The organism is Pseudomonas sp. NFPP12 (assembly GCF_900103205.1).
In the GTDB taxonomy this organism is placed as follows: Bacteria; Pseudomonadota; Gammaproteobacteria; order Pseudomonadales; family Pseudomonadaceae; genus Aquipseudomonas; species Aquipseudomonas protegens.
In genome coordinates this window covers 1,436,036-1,452,906 of the sequence record NZ_FMWW01000001.1, presented here as the reverse complement: position 1 = coordinate 1,452,906, position 16,871 = coordinate 1,436,036, and the positions used below count along the sequence as shown (strand labels likewise).

Below are 16,871 nucleotides of genomic sequence, written 5' to 3'. Positions count from 1 at the left end.
GGGTTCTTCCGGAGATGCCATGAGCCAGGCCGTACTTGCCACCGAAACCAACCGCCGCCAATTGCAGCAGATCATCTCCGGCCTGTCCGACGGGGTGATCCTGATCGAGACCGACAAGCCCCGTACCCTGCTCTGGGCCAATGAAGCGGCCCTGGCCATGCACGGCGTCAGCACGGTCGAGCAGTTGGGCGGCAATCTGCGCGACTATGCCCGGCGCTATGCCTTGCGCTACCGCAACAACCATCCACTGGGCCTGGACAGCTACCCCATCAACCGGGTGGCTGCCGGAGAAACCTTCAGCGACGTGGTGGTGGAGGTCCAGGCCGAGATCGATGGCGAACCCCGGCACTGGGTGCACCGGGTGCGCAGCATGATCCTCGAGGACCGCAATGGCGCGCCGGAGTCCCTGGTGCTGATCCTCAGTGACGCCACCGACTGGGCCAGCGCCGAGCAGCGCTTCGAGAAGACCTTCAACGCCAACCCGGCGCCGGCGGTGATCTGCCGCCTGGGGGATTTGCGCTACATCAAGGTCAACCAGGGCTTCCTGGAGATGACCGGCTATGCCCGGGACCAGGTGATCGGCCGCTCGGTGTACGAGCTGGACGTGCTGGAAGACGCCGAGCACAAGGAACTGGCCGTCGAACGCCTGGGGCAGGGTGCGACCATCCCGCAGATGCAGGCCGAGCTGCGCCTGCCCGAGGGCGGCAGCAAGCTGGTGATCGTCGCCGGCCAGCCGCTGGACATCAACGACGAGGACTGCATGCTGTTTTCCTTCATGGACCTGGAGCCGCGGCGCAAGGCCGAGATCGCCCTGCGCCAGAGCGAGGAGCGTTTCGCCAAGTCGTTCCGCCTGACCCCGGTGCCGACCCTGGTGTGCAGCGCCGAGCAGCAGATCGTCGATGTCAACGAAGCCTTTCTCGACACCTGCGGCTACAGCAGCGAAGAACTGCTGGGCAAGACCGTGCAGGACATCGGTTTTATCGCCGAGCCCCAGGCCGCCGAGCAGTTGTTCGGCCGCCTGGAGAAGAGCGGCAACGTCATGGGCCTGGACCTCAAGGTGCGCAAGAAGGGCGCCGAGCAGGTGGACTGCGTGGCCTACGCCGATACCGTGCTGATCCAGGACAGCCCCTGCTACCTGCTGGTGCTGATGGACATCAGCGAGCGCAAGCGCTCGGAGCTGGAACTGGTGGGCGCCATCGAGGAGGTGATGCGTGATGCCTCCTGGTTCAGCCAGACCCTGATCGAAAAGCTCGCCAATGTGCGCAACACCCGCAGCGCGCAAGCCCCGGCGGTAACCTCTGCCGAGCTCACCACCCGCGAGCGCGAGGTCCTGGGGCTGATCTACCAGGGGCTGGCGGACAAGGAAATTGCCGCGCAACTGCAGTTGGCCCCCAACACCGTGCGCAATCACGTGGCCACTCTGTACTCCAAGCTCGATGTGCACAGCCGCGGCGAGGCCATTGTCTGGGCCCGGGAGCGCGGGCTGTTTGCCGGCAGTGCCGGCTGACCCGGTGCAAATGCACCAGTGCGACCAGTGCAAATGCGCCTTTTGCCCAGGGGCGGGCCTTTCTATCCTGTGATTCTGCGCAGGGCTCTGTATCGGGCCTCTGCCATTCATGAACCGCAGTAGAAGGAGCGCCAGCATGGCTAGCGAACAGATCAAGGGCACAGTGGGCAAGGTGGCCGGCAAGGCCGAGGCCGTGGTGGGTGAGTGGCTGGATGATGAGCAGCTGCAAGCCCGCGGCATGGCCCGGGAAGCCGCCGGGCAATTGCAGGAAAAGTACGGCCAGGCCCTGGACCAGGGCGCTCGCTGGGTCCGGGACAAACCGCTGTTGAGCGTGGCCCTGCTGGCCGGCGTCGGCCTGTTGGCGGGCCTGCTGCTGCGGCGCCGCTGAAATGCCGGCGGCCATCACCCTGGCGCAGTTGCGCGCTTGTATCGAGCAGCGCCTGGCGCCCCTGGCCTGCAGCTTCAGCAACGCCGGTGACGGCACCCTGACCTTGCGGGTGTTCGAGCCGGCCAGCGGCCGGGTCGACCTGGTGGTGACCGGGCTCAGCGCCCGGGCGCTGCAGAGCGAGGCCGATGTGCAGAAGATCATCGACGAACTGCTCTATGAGCTGGGTAGCAACTCCCTGGGCCAGCTCGATCTGGCGCCCTGAACCCGGCCTTGCACCGGGGCCGGTCGATGGCGACAGCCCACGGCCTGAACTATAAGCAAAGGGTCGACGGTCGGGTTCCCGGCCGTCATCTCCAGCCTTTTGCAGGTGCCGGGCATGCCTTCAACCCTGTTGCCGCGCCGTATTTTCCTGATCACCCCGCTTTTCTGGATGGGCCCATGAACGCCCGGGCCCAGGGCTTGCCCCGGCGCCTGGAAAACATCGTGCTGGTGGCGGATCTGGCGGGCACTGCGGTGTTTGCCGTAGAGGGCGCGATCAGCGCCATGCGCGCCCAGCTGGACCTGCTGGGGGTGATGGTGATCGCCTTTATCGTTGCCCTTGGCGGAGGGGTGACCCGTGACCTGCTGATTGGCGCCACACCGCCCAAGGCCGTGGCCGACTGGCGGTACCCGGCGCTGGCGCTGCTGATGGGCGGGCTGGCCTTCGTGGCACGGGACTGGGTGCTGGGGTGGTCCGGGCCGCTGCTGATTCTGCTGGACGCCGCGGGGCTGGGGCTGTTTGCCGTGGCGGGCACGCAGAAGGCGCAGAACTTCGGCATCTCGCCCTTTGTCTCGATGCTCATGGGTACGGTGACCGGGGTGGGGGGCGGGGTGATTCGCGACATTGTCCTGGCCCGCATTCCCCTGGTGCTGCAGGTCGACCTGTATGCCAGCTCGGCCTTTGTCGGCGCGGCCAGCCTGGTCATCGCCCGGCGCCTGGGCGTGCCGCCTTTATGGTCGGCCTGGCTGGCGGGCACCGTCTGTTTCGCCCTGCGCATGCTCTCGGTGCGCTACGGCTGGCAACTGCCCAAGGCCTTGTAGCCGCTGATGCAGGCTGCGAACGGCTTGCAGCAGGCGCCGGGGTCGCGAGAGCGCGGAAGGTTTGGCGCAAGATCGTCAAGCAAGGCCCGGCGTACCGAACGCGGCCCGGCCTTTCGCAGCTTCGCAGGCTCAGCAGCGGCTACAGGATCACAGGGTCACAGGCACCGGATCACAGGGGGGGTGGGGGCCGGAATCAATTGTCGGCAATCAGGCTCGGCCGGCAGTCCAGGCTCAGGCGCGCGCCGCCGCGTTCACTGCTGCCCACCTCAAGCTTGAAACCGTGCAGGCTGACAATCGCCGCGACGATCGACAGGCCAAGGCCAAACCCGCCCTGGGCATTGTTTTCGTCCACCCGGTAAAAGCGCCGGAACACCGCCGCCCGTTCCGCTGCGGGTATTCCGGGGCCTGAGTCGAGCACTTCCAGGCGCGGGCTGCCGTCGTCGTCGATCCCCCGCAGGATCACTTCGCCCCCCGGTGGGGTGAACTTGATGGAGTTGCTCAGCAGGTTGGCCAGGGCCTCGAACAACAGGGCGCGGTCACCGGTGAGGCTGGGCAGGCTCGCCGGTACATCCAGCACCAGGGTCAACTGGCCTTCCTCGGCCAGGGGCAGGTAGAAGTCATAGAGCTCGTGCAGCAGGGGCAGGGGGTCGAGCACCAGGAAGCCCGAGCGCCGCTGCTGGTCCTCCAGTTCGGAAATCCGCAGCAACCCGCGAAAGCGCGCCATCAGGGTGTCGGCCTCGGCCAGCAACTGGTCCATCTGCAGGGCCTGGGGCGAGCCTTCCTCGGCCTGTTGCTGCAGGCGATAGAGCTGGGCCCGCAGGCGGGTCAGCGGGGTGCGCAGGTCGTGGGCGATGTTGTCGCACACGCCCTTGACCTCATGCATCAGCCGTTCGATGCGTTCGAGCATGGCGTTGACGATGGCCGCCAGCATGTCCAGCTCGTCACGCCGGTCCGACAGCGGCAGGCGCCGGGTCAGGTCGCCGGCGACTATGGCTTCGGCGCTGGCCTGGATCTGGCGGATGCGCCGCAAGGGCCGGCGGCGCAGCAGGTGCCAGCCGGCGGCGCCGGGAATGATGGTCAGGGAAATGCCCCAGAGCAGGGCGTGGAGAATGATCCGGGTCACCGCGAACAGCGAGCCGTTGTCGCGCACCAGCACCAGCCAGCGGCCATCCCGGGTGTGGGTGGCCACGGCGTCGCAGCTGTCGCGGGGCAGGCTCGGGTCGTCGGAGTCGATGCAGTTCTTCAGCTCGTGGATCTTGCCGTCCAGGGGCAGGTCGTCGGGTATCTGCCGGATCGGCCCGCTCAGGGGCCGGCGCTGCTCATCGAACAGGCCGTAGGCGTCGATGGCCCGCATGTCGAAAGTCATGCTGGTGGTCAGGGCTTCCACCAGCTGGTCGCCCTCGAAGCGCGCGAACAGGTGCTGGCGCTGCATCAGCGAGTGCTTGGCCAGGCTGTCCAGGTAGGTGGAGACCTCGTAGTACAGCACCCCCATGAGGATGCAGCTCCAGGCCACGAACAGCGTGCTGTAGAGCGCCAGCAGGCGGCTGCTGGAGGAACGCCAGCCTTTAGAGGGGTTCAGCAATGACATAACCCGAGCCTCGCACGGTGCGGATCAACGGGGTCATGCCGGGCGGGTCGATCTTCTTGCGCAGGCGGCCGATGTGCACGTCGATCAGATTGGTCCCGGGGTCGAAGTGATAGCCCCAGACCTCCTCGAAGATCATCATCCGCGAGAGGATCTGGCCGGTGTTGCGCATGAGGAATTCCAGCAGCTTGTATTCGGTGGGCAGCAGGCTCAGCAACTGGTCGGCGCGGGTTGCCTCGCGGCTGATCAGGTTCAGTTCCAGGTCCGCCACCCGCAGGCTGGTGTCGAAATCCTTGACCGTGTTCTTGCGCCGCAGCAGCACTTCGACCCGGGCCGCCATCTCGTCGGAGGCGAAGGGCTTGGTCAGGTAGTCGTCGCCCCCGGCCCGCAGGCCGCGCACCCGTTCATCGACGTCGGAGAGGGCGCTGATCATCAGGATCGGTGTCGACACACCGATGGTGCGCAGGGTGGTGACGATGGCCAGACCGTCCAGTTCCGGCAGCATGCGGTCCAGGGTGATCAGGTCGTAGTCGCCGCTCACGGCGCGCACCAGGCCCTCGCGGCCATTGTCCACCCAATCCACGTCGAGGCCGTGGCTGCTCAGTTCGGCGACGATTTCCCGGGCGGTCACGGCGTCGTCTTCGATGGTCAGAATGCGGGTCATAGGCGTTACCTGTTTGGCGGTTCGTGACACAGGCGGGCATTTTGCCAAGAAACGGCGGCCGCAATTCTAAAAAAACTTTCATCTGCGCCTCCAGGACTCTGTCCAGACCTTGAACAAGCCCCTGCCAGAGGCCGCGCTGCCTGATATTATCGCGCCACTTTCATGGCCAGGAGGCACATCCATGACGGGCCTGCCCCGGGTTGGCTGGAAGCCATTGTCCTTTCTCTGCCTGATGGTGCTGTGCAGCAGCGCGGTGCTGGCGGCCAACCAGCCCTGTTCCGGGCGCAAGGGCGGCATCGCCCGTTGCGACGGCGAGCTGTTCCTGTGCAACGACGGCTCCATCAGCGCGTCGAAAAAGAACTGTGCCCTGATGTCCGGCCAGCGCTCCACTACCCCCCGGGCCGAGCCCCTGCTGCGCGACGCCCAGGGATGCAACTGTGGCAGCGGCAGTTTCTGCACCGGGCCCCGGGGCGGGGTGTACTGCCTGACCCCCAGTGGCAACAAGAGCTACAAGCGGCATTGAAAACCCGATTGACCTTCTGTGTATCAAGGTGTTGTGCAATGAACTACGCATCACGTTTCAAAGGCCTGCTGTGGCTGCTGGTGGCCAGCCTGCTGTTGAGTCTCGCCGTGGATCTGGCGCTGCGCCTGCCGGGTTACCTGGAGGCCTATGCTGCCGACCCTCGCTATGCGCGCTGGATGCTGGCGTATCGCGGCCTGGACGTCCTGGTCATCGCCCTGATGGCGGTGGCCGTGCCGGGAATCATGCGGCTGCTGGATTTTCGTCGTTCGGCCTGGCTGGCATTGCCGCTCTTTACCTTGTGGGGGCAGGGCATCGGGCAATTGGCCCTGGTGGGCAACCTGCTGCTGGCCCTGTGGATCCTGGTACTGGTGGCGCACCTGTGCTGGACCCGCGGCCGGGAGCTCTACCGGAGCCGGCAGGCCTGAGCACCGGGCGGGCCGTGCAGAACGCCCGCCCGAAAACTCCCGGGCCGGTAAATTGCACGATCCGGGATTGTCTGCTTATCGCAAGTCATTGAAATAAAAGCGCTTATAAAGTTCGTGCAACTGGCACGGTGGCTGCACTTGTCCCTTCGAGACGTGTAACACCATTTTTCATGCCTGGAGCTGAACAACAATGAACAGACCCTCTGAACACCTGCTGGCCACCGCAGATGCCTCGAGTCATCACTCGGGCGTGTCCTGGGCGGCGATCTTCGCCGGCGCCGCGGCGGCCGCCGCTCTTTCGCTGATCCTCCTGTTGCTGGGCTTCGGCCTGGGCTTTTCCGCGGTTTCGCCCTGGGCCGGCAGCGGCATCAGCGCCAAGGGCCTGGGCATTTCCAGCATTGTCTGGCTGGCCGTGACGCAGATCATCGCTGCCGGCCTGGGCGGTTACATCGCCGGGCGCCTGCGGGTGAAGTGGGCCAACCTGCATGGCGATGAAGTGTATTTCCGCGACACCGCCCATGGCTTCCTGGCCTGGGCCGTGGCCACCCTGGTCACCGCGACTTTGGTGGTGGGGTCGGTCAGCAGCGTCATCAGCGGCGGCGTGCATGCCGGCGCCCAGGTGGCTTCCGGCGCCGCCGGTGCCATGACCCAGGTGGCCGGCCATGCTGCCGCCCAGGGTTCCCAGGATGACTACGGCTACTTCGTCGACAGCCTGTTCCGCGACGATCGCCCGGCAGCGGTCAGCGATGACGCGGCCCGTGGCACGGTATCGCGGATTTTCGTGCGCACCCTGAGCAACGACGGCCAGTTGGCCCCTGAGGACCGCAGCTACCTGGCGCAACTGGTGGCCCAGCGCACCAACCTCAGCCAGGCCGATGCCGAGCGTCGGGTCGATGAAGTCTTCGCCAAGACCCTCCAGGCCGTGGAAGAAGCCAAGCAGGCCGCCAAGGAAGCTGCCGACACCGCAGCCAAGGTGGCTGCCTGGTCGTCGCTGTGGATGTTTATCGCGCTGTTGTGCGGGGCTTTCTTCGCCAGCCTCGCGGCGACCTTTGGCGGTCGTCGTCGGGACGCCGTGGTCTGGCTTGAAAGCGATGTCCAGCCGCGCACCGTAGCCCCCACCCCCGTTCACTGATCCAGGAGATTTCCCATGCGCTCATTACTCTTGTGGTTCCTCGGTGTGCCGATCCCGGTGATTATCCTGATCGCCCTGTTCATGCACTGATTCAAGCTATAAAGCCCGGCCCGAACGGGCCCGGGCCTTCCCGAACGCCGCTGCCGGCCATTGCCGCCAGCGGCGTTTTTGTGCGCGGTATCGCAGTTTTGCAAGGGCTGGCCACCGTCGGGTGCGAGGCAGCCGTTTGCTTGGCCCAGATCAATATCCGTGTCCGACAAACCGACTAGATTGGCCCGCGCTCGGTTCTGACAAACAGCTTGGGACCGGGACGTTGCCCGGTCCCGACCGCAGCAGCATGGACGGCGGGACGCCGGCAACCCCATTCATTTTTCACGGATGAACCCACAATGCGTCAGATAGACCGCAACTTCGATATTCAGCCGCTGCAGCATGCGGACATGACCATCAGCCTCAATGGCCAGCCAGTCACTGCCGCCCTGGGTGAAACCGTCCTCAGCGTGATCCAGGCCACCGGCCTGCGCCAGGTGGCGCGCAACGATCACGGGCAACTGGTCGGCGCCTACTGCGGCATGGGCGTATGCCATTGCTGCCTGGTGCAGATCGACGGCCGGCACAAGCGCCGAGCCTGCCAGACCCTGGTCAAGCCGGGGATGCAGGTGCAGACCCTGAGCAACCGCATCACTGAAACGGAGCCCACGTTATGAGCCTGAACCCGGTGATCGTCGGCGGTGGGCCGGCGGGCATGGCGGCCGCCATCGAACTGGCCGAGCACGGCGTGCGCAGCACCCTGATCGAAGAGGCCTCGCGCCTGGGGGGCGTGGTCTACCGCGGGCCGCTGCGCGACGGCGTGCAGCTGGATTACCTGGGGCCGCGCTACTGCGAAATGCTGGCCAAGCTGCACGGCGATTTCGCCGACCACGAACAGATGATCGACGTGCGCCTCAACAGCCGGGTAGTGGGCGCCGAGGGCACCCAGAGTCTGGTGCTGCTCGATGGCGAAGAGCAGGTGCAGCAGGTCAGCTACGAGCAGTTGATACTGGCCGCCGGCTGCCATGAACGCAGTGTGCCGTTCCCCGGCTGGACCCTGCCCGGGGTCAAGCTGCTGGGTGGCCTGCAATTGCAGATCAAGAGCGGGGTGGTCAAGCCCCAGAGCCCGGTGGTGATCGCCGGTACCGGCCCCTTGCTGCCCCTGGTGGCGTGCCAGCTGCATGCTTCCGGCGTGCGCGTGGCGGGGGTCTACGAGGCTTGTGCCCTGGGCAAGATCGCCAAGCAGAGCCTGGCCATGCTCAACAAGCCGCAACTGTTTCTCGACGGCCTGAGCATGCTCGCCTACCTCAAGCTGCACGGCATTGCCCTGCGCTATGGCTGGGGCGTGGTCGAAGCCCAGGGCCAGGACGCCCTGAGCGTGGTCACCGTGGCGCCGTACTCCAGCGACTGGCAGCCGGACATGGCCAAGGCCCAGCGCATTGCTGCCCAGACCCTGGCGGTGGGCTACGGCTTCATCCCGCGCACCCAGTTGAGCCAGCAGATGGGCCTGGAACACAACTTCAGCGACGACGGCTACCTGCGCGCCAGCGCCAACGCCTGGCAGCAGAGCAGCGAGCCCCACGTGCACCTGGCCGGCGACATGGGCGGCATCCGCGGCGGCGAGGCGGCCATGCTCAGCGGGCGTATCGCCGCGCTGTCGATCCTCATGCAGCGTGGCGTACTGAGCAACGAAGCGGCCCTGCAACGGCGCCAGGGTTACGAGCGCAAGCTGGCCTCGATCCTGCGTTTTCGTGGTGCGGTGGACCGCTATACCGCGCGTGGCGCCGGGCAGGTAGAGCTGCCCAAGGGCGACACCGTGATCTGCCGTTGCGAACACACCACCCGCAACGACATCGAGCGTGCCCTGAGCCAGGGCGTGCAGGACATGGCCAGCCTGAAAATGCGCACCCGGGTGAGCATGGGCGACTGCCAGGGGCGGATGTGCGTGGGCTATTGCAGCGACCGCCTGCGCCAGGCCACCGGGCGCAAGGACGTGGGCTGGATCCGCCCGCGCTTCCCCCTGGACCCGATTCCGTTTTCCGCGTTCCCGCCGTCTGACCAGGAGGTCTCCCAGCATGATTAAGCATTACGACGTGGTCATTGCCGGTGGCGGCGTGATCGGCGCTTCCTGCGCCTACCAGTTGTCCAAGCGCAAGGACCTGAAGGTGGCGCTGATCGACGCCAAGCGCCCGGGCAACGCCAGCCGCGCTTCGGCCGGCGGCCTGTGGGCCATCGGCGAGTCGGTGGGGCTGGGCTGCGGGGTGATCTTCTTTCGCATGATGTCGGCCAACCGCAAGCGCGAGGCCCAGGGTTCGGCGGTGGTGGTGGATTCCAGCACTCCGCACATCCTGCCGCAGTCGTTCTTCGACTTCGCCCTGCAGTCCAACGAGTTGTACCCGCGCCTGCACCGCGAGCTGATGGGCCTGCACAACATGGATTTCAAGTTCGAGCAGACCGGGCTCAAGTTCGTCATCTATGACGAGGAAGACCGGCTGTACGCCGAGCACATCGTCGGCTGCATCCCGCACCTGAGCGACCAGGTACGCTGGCTCGACCAGGCGGCCCTGCGCGCCGCGGAACCCAATGTCAGCCATGAAGCCCAGGGCGCCCTGGAGTTCCTCTGCGACCACCAGGTCAACCCGTTCCGCCTCACCGACGCCTACACCGAAGGCGCACGCCAGAACGGCGTGGATGTGTACTTCAACACCAACGTCACCGGGGTCCTGCACCAGGGCAATCGGGTCAGCGGGGTGAAGACCGACGTTGCTGGTTTGTTCCGCTGCACGACCCTGATCAACGCCGCCGGCGCCTGGGCCGCCGAGCTCAGCCTGCAGGCCACCGGCATCGAGATTCCGGTGAAGCCGGTGAAGGGCCAGATCCTTCTCACCGAGCGCATGCCCAAGCTGCTCAACGGCTGCCTGACCACCAGCGACTGCTACATGGCGCAGAAGGACAACGGCGAGATCCTGATCGGCAGTACCACCGAGGACAAGGGCTTCGACGTCACCACCACCTACCCGGAGATCAACGGCCTGGTGCAGGGCGCAGTGCGCTGCGTACCGGAGCTGGCCCATGTCAACCTCAAGCGCTGCTGGGCGGGGTTGCGCCCGGGTTCGCCGGATGAGCTGCCGATCCTCGGGCCGATGGATGGGGTCGAAGGCTACCTCAATGCCTGCGGGCACTTCCGCACCGGCATCCTGACCTCGGCCATCACCGGCGTGTTGCTGGACAAACTGGTGAACGACGAAGCCCTGCCGCTGGACATCACCCCCTTCCTGGCCCGGCGCTTCGCCACTGCCGCCGTGAAGAAACAGCCCGAACCGGCCTGACCGCTGCTGTAGGAGCTGGCTTGCCAGCGAAGGCGCTGCGAGGCTTGCGGGCCTCTTCGCCGGCAAGCCGGCTCCTACGGGGAGGGTGCGGCTCAGGTGGCGGGGGTGGCGAGGAACACCGGCAATTGTTCGGCGTACTCGGCAAAGCCGCGTACTGCCGGGAATTGCCCGGGGTTGAACTGGTCCGCCACCATCATCTGGCTGAAACTCCAGGCCACCGCCAGGCTGATGCCGGCCTGGCCCAGGGAGCCATCCCGGGGCAGCGGCTGTTTCTGCAACTCCTGCTCCAGCTCGCCATAGGCGGCTTGCAACTGGCCGCCAACCCGCTCCAGCCAGGGGCCGTGCTGTTTCTCCGCGGGGCGCAGGTTGCGCTCGTAAACGATCTGTACCGACTTCTCGCAGGCCGCCAGGGCCAGGCCGACCAGCCGCAGCTCACGCAGGCGCTGGGGCAGGGCGGCGGGCATCAGGCTGCGTTGCGGGCCGGCCAGGGTTTCCAGGTAGTCGATGATCAGGCTCGAATCCATCAGCACTTCACCGCCCTCGCAGACCAGGGTCGGGGCCTTGACCACGGGGTTGATCGCCTTGAACTGCTCGAAGGTGCTGAACACCGAAAGCGAGTGATGCTCGAAGGGCAGGCCCAGGCTCTTGAGGCTGATGGCGACGCGGCGCACGTAGGGTGAATCGAGCATTCCAATAAGCTTCATCACGTATTTCCTTGTCTTGAACGGCACAACGGATGGGAAAGGCGCGGCCAATTTAGCGGTATTGAAGCGGCCTTGCACAGTGCAAACCTGTAGCCGCTGCCGCAGGCTGCGAACGGCTCCGAAGGAGACGCGGGGATCTTGAAGGCGCCAGAGGTTCGGCAGGAGGCCGCCAAGCCAGGCCCTGCGTACCGAACGCGGCCCGGCCTTTCGCAGCTTCGCAGGCTCAGCAGCGGCTACAGGGGTGCAGGAAGGCGTTCCGAGCCGGCGCCTACCGCCGCCGTGGCCGCAGGCACCACCAGGCCAGCCCCAGGGCCAGGCTGAACAGGCCGGTCAGGGCCTGCAGCGAGCCCGCCGGGCTGTCCGCTAGCAGGCTGGCCAGCAGCCCGCAGCCGGCGGTCATGGCCATCTGGATAAAGAAGAACAGCCCCGAGGCGGTGCCCGCAACCGCCGCATAGGGCTGCAGGATCGCCAGCTGGCAGGCGGGAATCGCCAGGCCCACCGAGAGCATCAGCGCCAGCATCGGCAGCACGATGGCCCACAGGCTGTCGGGCCACAGGCTGCGGGTGAGCAGCAACAGGCCGGCGCCGGCCAGGTTCAACAGGCAGGCCGCGGTGATCAGGCGGTCGGCACTGTGGCGTACCCCCAGGCGCTGGAACAGTCGCGACCCCATCAGGTAGCCGGCCACGGTGGCGGCGAACACTAGGGCGTAGGCCGTGGGCGACAGCCCCAGCTGGCGCTGCAACAGCGCCGGCGATTGCACAATGAACGGGAAGTAGGTGCAGTACAGGCAGCCGATGGCCAGGGAATAGCGCATGAAGTAGGCCTCGCCCAGCAGGCGCAGGTACAGGCGCGGCAGGCTTTTCACGGCCACTGGCGCGAGCTGCGGCGGGCGGGTTTCGGCCAGCCGCTTGAACATCAGCAGCCAGGCCGCCGCGGCCACCAGGCTCAGGCACAGGAACAGGCCACGCCAGCCCAGCAACTGGTCGATCAGGCTGCCCAGGGGCGGTGCCAGCATCGGCGACAGGGCAATGCCCATGGACAACAGCCCCAGCAGCCGCGGCTGCTCCTCGGGCGGGCAGCGGTCGCGGACCATGACCCGGCCCACCAGGGTGCCGCAGCAACCGCCCAGGGCCTGCAGCAGGCGGGCGGCCATCAGTACTTCGACACTGGCGGCCAGCATGCAGGCCAGGCTGGCCGCGAGAAACAGCGCTGTGCCCGCCAGCAGTACCGGGCGCCGGCCATAGCGGTCGCACAGCGGGCCACCCAGCAGCATCGACAGGGCATAGCCGAGCATGTACAGGCTCAGGGTCAGTTGCAGCTGGGCGTCGCTGGCCCCCAGTTGGTCGGCCATGGCCGGCAGCGCCGGCAGGTACAGGTCGATGCTGATCCGCGGCAGGCAGACCACCACCAGCAGCAACAGGGTCCAGAGCCAGGGGGCGAGGGGGCGTTCAACAGCGATGGAGCGGGTGGTGATGGGGCTGGCGGGCGGCATGGCAGGCTCGGGGCAGAGGGCGATGGCGCTGAAATTAAGGGGTTTGTGGTTTAATGCCGAGCACCATTTAGGCCGCTTTTGACTGGACCACTATGAGCCGTGGAAAACACCCCGTGCCCCTCGACCTGCCGCTGCCCCAGCACTGCGATGAAGCCCCGGGCAAACAGGACAGCGCCTACAGTGCCCTGCGCCAGGCGATCCTGGAAAAACGCCTGCCGGCCGGCTGCCGCTTGCCCTCGACCCGCACCCTGGCCCAGCGCTGGGGCCTGTCCCGGGGCACCCTGGAAGTGGTCTTCGACCGCTTGCGCAGCGAAGGTTATGTGAGCCGGGCCAGCGGTTCCGGGACCCGGGTCTGCGCGGTGGTGCCGGACCTGTACCTGAGCGCCCCGGCACGGGCGGCGGCACCCATCGTCAGCGAGAGCGAGACGCCGTACCCGCCGCTCAGCGTGCGGGCCGGCCAGCCGTTTGTCGCCCGGCTGGCCGACCCGGCGCTGTTTCCCCTGCAACGCTGGACCCGCTCCCTGACCCGGGCCCTGGGCAATGCCTCGGCGCAGTCGCTGTGGGACGCCGACCCTGGCGGCCTGCCGGCCCTGCGCCAGCAGATCGCCCAGTACCTGGGGCAGCACCGGGGCATCGCCTGCGAGCCGCAGCAGGTGATGATCACCACCGGCATCCGCCATGGCCTCGACCTGCTGGCCCGCAGCCTGCTGCAAGCGGGCGACAAGGTGTGCCTCGAAGACCCCGGCTACCTGTCGGCCCGGAGCCTGTTCGCCCTGGCCGGAGCGCGGCTGGTGCCGATTCCGGTGGAGGAGGACGGGATCGATGTACAGCAGCTGCAACACCATCAGGATGCCCGCATGGTCTATGTCACCCCGGCCCATCAGGCGCCCCTGGGCATGACCATGCCGGTGTCCCGGCGCCTGGCCCTGCTGGAGTGGGCCCGGCACAGCGAGGCCTGGGTGGTGGAGGACGACTACGACAGCGAATTCAACTACCAGAGCGCGCCCCTGGCGGCCCTCAAGTCCCTGGACCGGGACGACCGCGTCATCTACTGCGGCAGCTTCAACAAGACCCTGTTCGCCGGCCTGCGGGTGGGCTTCATGCTGCTGCCCGAGCGCCTGCGCCCGCGGTTGCTGGCCACCTTGCAGGACACCGGGCGCTCGGTGGGGGTGATCGAGCAACTGGCCCTGGCCGACTACATCGCCAGCGGCGCCTTCCTGCGCAATCTGCGGGCGGCGCGCCAGGCCTATCAGGAACGCCGCGACCTGCTGCTGGCGATCCTCGCCAGTGAAGCGCCAGGCTGCTACAGCATCAGCGGCCAGCAGGCCGGGCTGCACCTGCTGCTGACGTTGCCGCCGGGCAGCGATGAGGCGCGCTTTCGCCAGCGCGCGGCCCAGCAGGGCCTGCTGTTGCAGGGCCTGGCCGAGCACTGCCAGCAGGTGCGCCGGCCGGCGGCGGTGATCGTCGGCTACGCGGCCCTGAGCCTGGCGCAAATCCGCTTCAGCGGCTCGCGGCTGGCGGCGCTGCTGGTGGCGGAGGCAGGGGCTGTAGAAGGCCGCTGACTGTCATCTGGCTGTCATGTGGCTCAGGCACCCTCGGCGCCCCGGCCTCCGGCCTTTGTGGATTACAGGGACGTCATGATCATTGTCACCGCCGGCGCGGCTTATCTGGATATCGACGCCTACGCCGGCTGCATTGCCTATGCCGAATGGCTCAACCTCAGCGGCCGCCCGGCCCGGGCCCTGAGCAGCGCGCCGCTCAATGAGAGCATCCCGGGCACTTTCCGCCAGCGTCTCAAGGGGCTGGACGCCCATGTTCCGCAAGGGACCGAGCAGTTCGTGCTGGTGGACATTTCCAACCACCTGCACCTGGACCCGCTGGTGGACCTGGACCGTGTGGTGGAGGTCATCGACCATCACCCGGGTTTCGAGGCCTTCTGGAATGAGCGCCTGGGCCAGCACGCGGATATCCGCCAGATCGGCGCCGCCTGTACCCAGGTCTACCAGCGCTGGCGCGACTCCGGGTTGCTGCCCAGGATCAGCCGCGACAGCGCGAAACTGCTGGCGGCGGGCATTCTCGACAACACCCTGAACTTCACCGACCAGGGGTGCACCGCGGCGGACCGCCAGGCCTACGCCGACCTGGCCGCGCTGGCCGGCCTGGGCCCCGACTGGCCCGAAGACTATTTCAAGGAGTGCCAGCAGCAGATCGAAGCGCAATTGCCCGAGGCCCTGCTCAAGGACCTGAAAGTGTTCGAAGCGTCCAGCAACCTGCCGCGGCGTTTCGCCCAACTGACCCTGTGGCATGCCCAGGGCCTGCTGGTGCGCCAGCGCAGCCTGATCGAGCAGGTGCTGGGGCAGTGGGGCGATGACTGGCTGCTGAACCTGATCAGCCTCGGCGAAGGCACGAGCTACCTGCTGACCGGCAGCCCGGGCAGTGCCCGCAAGCTGGAACGGCTGCTAGAGTGCAGCACCCTGGACGGCGTGCATTGCCCGGGCCGGCCGATCCTGCGCAAGGAACTGCTGCGCAAGGGCCTGGCGCTCCAGGCAACGTCCTGACCCCGGAGAGCCCCAATGGACCTTGAACAATGCTTGCAGCAGGTGCATGACGAGCAGAGCTTCCTCGACTTCGTCCAGGCGCTGATTGCCGACCGCCGCCAGGCGCAGCGCATGGCCCAGGCCGGCGAGGCCGACAGTTGGCAGAACCATTGCATCGAGGATTTTCTCGACGGCGCCCACGCCTGGGCCGAGGCCACCGGCATCGGTGCCACCCAGGGGCTGGTGGAGGCTTCGCCCTGGCAGCGCTTCGCGGTGTTCCTGTACTGCGGCAAGATCTACGAATAGCGCCGCGCCAGCCGAAGGGTTAGTCGTCGAAGCCGCCCTGTTCGTGAATCTCGTCCATCTTCAGTTCCAGGCGGTAGGCCACGGCAATGAACAGCGCCTGGCACAGGCACAGGGTGGCGCTCAGTGAGCGGAAGGCGAAGGAGCTGCCCTCGTTGACCAGCAGCACGCTGTTGGCGCGCTTGGCCAGGGGCGACAGGGTGCTGTCGGTGATGATCAGGGTCTTGGCCTGGTTGTGCTGGGCAATGCGCAGGCAGTGCTGGGTTTCCTTGGCGTAGGGGGTGAAGCTGATGGCGATCACCAGGTCGTTGGGGCGGATACTGCGCATCTGCTCGCGGTAGCTGCCCCCCAGCCCCGACACCAGGTGGATGCGCTTGTTGGTGTGCTGCAGGTTGTACACCAGGTAGTCGGCCACGGCGAAGGAGCGGCGCACCCCCACCACATAGATATTGTCGGTGTTGACCACCAGGTCCACGGCCTGCTCGAAGGCCGCGTCGTCCAGCTCCAGGCCCAGGCGCTCGATCCCCGACAGGGTGGCGCTGATGCAGTCGCGCGCCAGGTCGCCGTCGCTGGCCTTCTGCGACTTGTTGGCGATCAGGCTGCGGATGCGCTGCTGGTAGTTCTGCACCGGCGTGGCCTTGTGGGTGTAGGCCTCGCGGAACAGCGCCTGCATTTCACTGAAGCCGCTGAAGCCGAAACGCTGGGAAAAACGCACGATGGCCGAAGGGTGCACCTCGCACTCGCGGGCGATGTCGCTGATCCGGTCGACCATGATCCGGTCGCTCTGCTGGCTCATGTAGCTGGCGATGCGCTTGAGCTGGCGCGGCAGGCTCTCGTACTCCTCGGTGATCAACTGCAGCAGCCGCTCGGCATTGGCCGGAGGGCTGGCAAGGTCGCTCTCGGGCGTGCGATCGGGCAGGGCCGGCTGATCGGTGCGGGACATAACGGATCCTTCTGAGGGTACTGATGGGAGCGATCGCGGGCGTCGCCCCCTGACAATAAATGGGCTGCGGGCAGTCTACAGGGTCGGCGCCGGGAAAATCTTGAGGGGCCGGGCCCCGGGCGCCTTGCTGAAACGATGCACGGCGCAGCCTTGGGCATTGCAGAAAAGTTTAATGGAAAAAATATTCCACGTAAAAAATTTATAGAATAAATATTGATTGGTGCCGGGA

18 protein-coding genes are annotated in these 16,871 nt (G+C 66.7%); 13 read left to right on the top strand and 5 right to left on the bottom strand.

Annotated features, from left to right (window positions below):
* Nucleotides 1-19 precede the first annotated feature (19 nt).
* The 4 genes from BLS75_RS06230 (at nt 20) to BLS75_RS06215 (ending at nt 2,975) form a co-directional block, all read left to right on the top strand.
* Nucleotides 20-1,507, top strand: a complete 1,488-nt coding sequence (locus BLS75_RS06230; RefSeq protein WP_072452273.1) for a PAS domain S-box protein — start codon at nt 20-22, stop codon at nt 1,505-1,507.
* Between the two features lie 136 nt (nt 1,508-1,643).
* Complete coding sequence (locus BLS75_RS06225; RefSeq protein WP_011060865.1) at nt 1,644-1,895, top strand: CsbD family protein; 252 nt, start codon at nt 1,644-1,646, stop codon at nt 1,893-1,895.
* A gap of 1 nt (nt 1,896) precedes the next feature.
* The gene (locus tag BLS75_RS06220; RefSeq protein ID WP_015635301.1) at nt 1,897-2,157 is read left to right on the top strand and encodes a DUF1652 domain-containing protein; all 261 of its coding nucleotides are present in this window, start codon (nt 1,897-1,899) and stop codon (nt 2,155-2,157) included.
* 176 nt (nt 2,158-2,333) lie between these two features.
* The gene (locus BLS75_RS06215; protein ID WP_015635302.1) at nt 2,334-2,975 is read left to right on the top strand and encodes a trimeric intracellular cation channel family protein; all 642 of its coding nucleotides are present in this window, start codon (nt 2,334-2,336) and stop codon (nt 2,973-2,975) included.
* A 193-nt stretch (nt 2,976-3,168) separates the two neighbouring features.
* Here BLS75_RS06215 and BLS75_RS06210 read toward each other — a convergent pair whose 3' ends face one another.
* Nucleotides 3,169-4,563: a sensor histidine kinase gene (locus BLS75_RS06210; RefSeq protein WP_011060868.1), complete on the bottom strand. Its 1,395-nt coding sequence runs from the start codon at nt 4,561-4,563 to the stop codon at nt 3,169-3,171.
* The gene (locus BLS75_RS06205; RefSeq protein ID WP_011060869.1) at nt 4,541-5,224 is read right to left on the bottom strand and encodes a response regulator transcription factor; all 684 of its coding nucleotides are present in this window, start codon (nt 5,222-5,224) and stop codon (nt 4,541-4,543) included. The genes BLS75_RS06210 and BLS75_RS06205 overlap by 23 nt, the downstream gene beginning before the upstream one ends.
* 181 nt (nt 5,225-5,405) lie before the next feature.
* On the opposite strand from BLS75_RS06205, the gene BLS75_RS06200 reads away from it, so the two are divergent.
* The 6 genes from BLS75_RS06200 to hcnC all read left to right on the top strand — a co-directional run bounded on the left by BLS75_RS06200 (nt 5,406) and on the right by hcnC (nt 10,663).
* Nucleotides 5,406-5,747, top strand: coding sequence for a YdcA family protein (locus tag BLS75_RS06200; RefSeq protein WP_053151024.1), 342 nt, complete (start codon nt 5,406-5,408; stop codon nt 5,745-5,747).
* A gap of 38 nt (nt 5,748-5,785) precedes the next feature.
* The gene (locus BLS75_RS06195; protein WP_072452272.1) at nt 5,786-6,172 is read left to right on the top strand and encodes a hypothetical protein; all 387 of its coding nucleotides are present in this window, start codon (nt 5,786-5,788) and stop codon (nt 6,170-6,172) included.
* Between the two features lie 190 nt (nt 6,173-6,362).
* Nucleotides 6,363-7,304, top strand: coding sequence for a hypothetical protein (locus BLS75_RS06190; RefSeq protein ID WP_072452271.1), 942 nt, complete (start codon nt 6,363-6,365; stop codon nt 7,302-7,304).
* A 389-nt stretch (nt 7,305-7,693) separates the two neighbouring features.
* Complete coding sequence (hcnA, locus tag BLS75_RS06185) at nt 7,694-8,011, top strand: cyanide-forming glycine dehydrogenase subunit HcnA (RefSeq protein ID WP_011060873.1); 318 nt, start codon at nt 7,694-7,696, stop codon at nt 8,009-8,011.
* Nucleotides 8,008-9,417 carry a cyanide-forming glycine dehydrogenase subunit HcnB gene (hcnB, locus tag BLS75_RS06180; protein WP_011060874.1) on the top strand — a complete coding sequence of 470 codons (1,410 nt, stop codon included), beginning with the start codon at nt 8,008-8,010 and terminating at the stop codon, nt 9,415-9,417. The genes hcnA and hcnB overlap by 4 nt, the downstream gene beginning before the upstream one ends.
* The gene (hcnC, locus tag BLS75_RS06175; RefSeq protein ID WP_019094282.1) at nt 9,410-10,663 is read left to right on the top strand and encodes a cyanide-forming glycine dehydrogenase subunit HcnC; all 1,254 of its coding nucleotides are present in this window, start codon (nt 9,410-9,412) and stop codon (nt 10,661-10,663) included. Before hcnB ends, hcnC begins: the two co-directional genes overlap by 8 nt.
* Before the next feature lie 92 nt (nt 10,664-10,755).
* On the opposite strand, the gene BLS75_RS06170 is transcribed toward hcnC, so the two are convergent.
* Nucleotides 10,756-11,367 carry a glutathione S-transferase gene (locus BLS75_RS06170; RefSeq protein ID WP_053151029.1) on the bottom strand — a complete coding sequence of 204 codons (612 nt, stop codon included), beginning with the start codon at nt 11,365-11,367 and terminating at the stop codon, nt 10,756-10,758.
* A gap of 268 nt (nt 11,368-11,635) precedes the next feature.
* On the bottom strand, nt 11,636-12,859 hold the full coding sequence (locus BLS75_RS06165) for a multidrug effflux MFS transporter (RefSeq protein ID WP_019094283.1): 1,224 nt from the start codon (nt 12,857-12,859) through the stop codon (nt 11,636-11,638).
* Nucleotides 12,860-12,951: 92 nt separating this feature from the next.
* Here BLS75_RS06165 and BLS75_RS06155 point away from each other — a divergent pair, with 92 nt between their 5' ends.
* The 3 genes from BLS75_RS06155 (at nt 12,952) to BLS75_RS06145 (ending at nt 15,702) form a co-directional block, all read left to right on the top strand.
* Complete coding sequence (locus BLS75_RS06155) at nt 12,952-14,421, top strand: MocR-like pyridoxine biosynthesis transcription factor PdxR (protein ID WP_072452270.1); 1,470 nt, start codon at nt 12,952-12,954, stop codon at nt 14,419-14,421.
* 75 nt (nt 14,422-14,496) lie between these two features.
* Entirely contained in the window at nt 14,497-15,417 is a 921-nt protein-coding gene (locus BLS75_RS06150) for a DHH family phosphoesterase (protein WP_072452269.1), read from the top strand.
* Nucleotides 15,418-15,432: 15 nt separating this feature from the next.
* Nucleotides 15,433-15,702 (top strand): DUF7660 family protein, encoded by a 270-nt coding sequence (locus BLS75_RS06145; RefSeq protein ID WP_053157953.1) that lies wholly within the window; start codon nt 15,433-15,435, stop codon nt 15,700-15,702.
* Between the two features lie 19 nt (nt 15,703-15,721).
* Here BLS75_RS06145 and BLS75_RS06140 read toward each other — a convergent pair whose 3' ends face one another.
* A complete protein-coding gene (locus BLS75_RS06140) occupies nt 15,722-16,642 on the bottom strand; it encodes a MurR/RpiR family transcriptional regulator (protein ID WP_072452268.1) in 921 nt (306 codons plus the stop codon).
* Nucleotides 16,643-16,871 lie beyond the last annotated feature (229 nt).

Excerpts from the sequence above, each read along its gene's own strand:
- BLS75_RS06195 (WP_072452272.1), top strand. The coding sequence starts at position 5,786 with ATGAACTACGCATCACGTTTCAAAGGCCTGCTGTGGCTGCTGGTGGCC.
- BLS75_RS06155 (WP_072452270.1), top strand. The coding sequence starts at position 12,952 with ATGAGCCGTGGAAAACACCCCGTGCCCCTCGACCTGCCGCTGCCCCAG.
- BLS75_RS06220 (WP_015635301.1), top strand. The coding sequence starts at position 1,897 with ATGCCGGCGGCCATCACCCTGGCGCAGTTGCGCGCTTGTATCGAGCAG.
- hcnA (WP_011060873.1), top strand. The coding sequence starts at position 7,694 with ATGCGTCAGATAGACCGCAACTTCGATATTCAGCCGCTGCAGCATGCG.
- BLS75_RS06200 (WP_053151024.1), top strand. The coding sequence starts at position 5,406 with ATGACGGGCCTGCCCCGGGTTGGCTGGAAGCCATTGTCCTTTCTCTGC.
- BLS75_RS06215 (WP_015635302.1), top strand. The coding sequence starts at position 2,334 with ATGAACGCCCGGGCCCAGGGCTTGCCCCGGCGCCTGGAAAACATCGTG.
- hcnB (WP_011060874.1), top strand. The coding sequence starts at position 8,008 with ATGAGCCTGAACCCGGTGATCGTCGGCGGTGGGCCGGCGGGCATGGCG.
- BLS75_RS06230 (WP_072452273.1), top strand. The coding sequence starts at position 20 with ATGAGCCAGGCCGTACTTGCCACCGAAACCAACCGCCGCCAATTGCAG.
- BLS75_RS06205 (WP_011060869.1), bottom strand. The coding sequence starts at position 5,224 with ATGACCCGCATTCTGACCATCGAAGACGACGCCGTGACCGCCCGGGAA.
- BLS75_RS06225 (WP_011060865.1), top strand. The coding sequence starts at position 1,644 with ATGGCTAGCGAACAGATCAAGGGCACAGTGGGCAAGGTGGCCGGCAAG.
- BLS75_RS06170 (WP_053151029.1), bottom strand. The coding sequence starts at position 11,367 with ATGAAGCTTATTGGAATGCTCGATTCACCCTACGTGCGCCGCGTCGCC.
- BLS75_RS06140 (WP_072452268.1), bottom strand. The coding sequence starts at position 16,642 with ATGTCCCGCACCGATCAGCCGGCCCTGCCCGATCGCACGCCCGAGAGC.
- BLS75_RS06190 (WP_072452271.1), top strand. The coding sequence starts at position 6,363 with ATGAACAGACCCTCTGAACACCTGCTGGCCACCGCAGATGCCTCGAGT.
- BLS75_RS06210 (WP_011060868.1), bottom strand. The coding sequence starts at position 4,563 with ATGTCATTGCTGAACCCCTCTAAAGGCTGGCGTTCCTCCAGCAGCCGC.
- BLS75_RS06165 (WP_019094283.1), bottom strand. The coding sequence starts at position 12,859 with ATGCCGCCCGCCAGCCCCATCACCACCCGCTCCATCGCTGTTGAACGC.
- BLS75_RS06145 (WP_053157953.1), top strand. The coding sequence starts at position 15,433 with ATGGACCTTGAACAATGCTTGCAGCAGGTGCATGACGAGCAGAGCTTC.
- BLS75_RS06150 (WP_072452269.1), top strand. The coding sequence starts at position 14,497 with ATGATCATTGTCACCGCCGGCGCGGCTTATCTGGATATCGACGCCTAC.
- hcnC (WP_019094282.1), top strand. The coding sequence starts at position 9,410 with ATGATTAAGCATTACGACGTGGTCATTGCCGGTGGCGGCGTGATCGGC.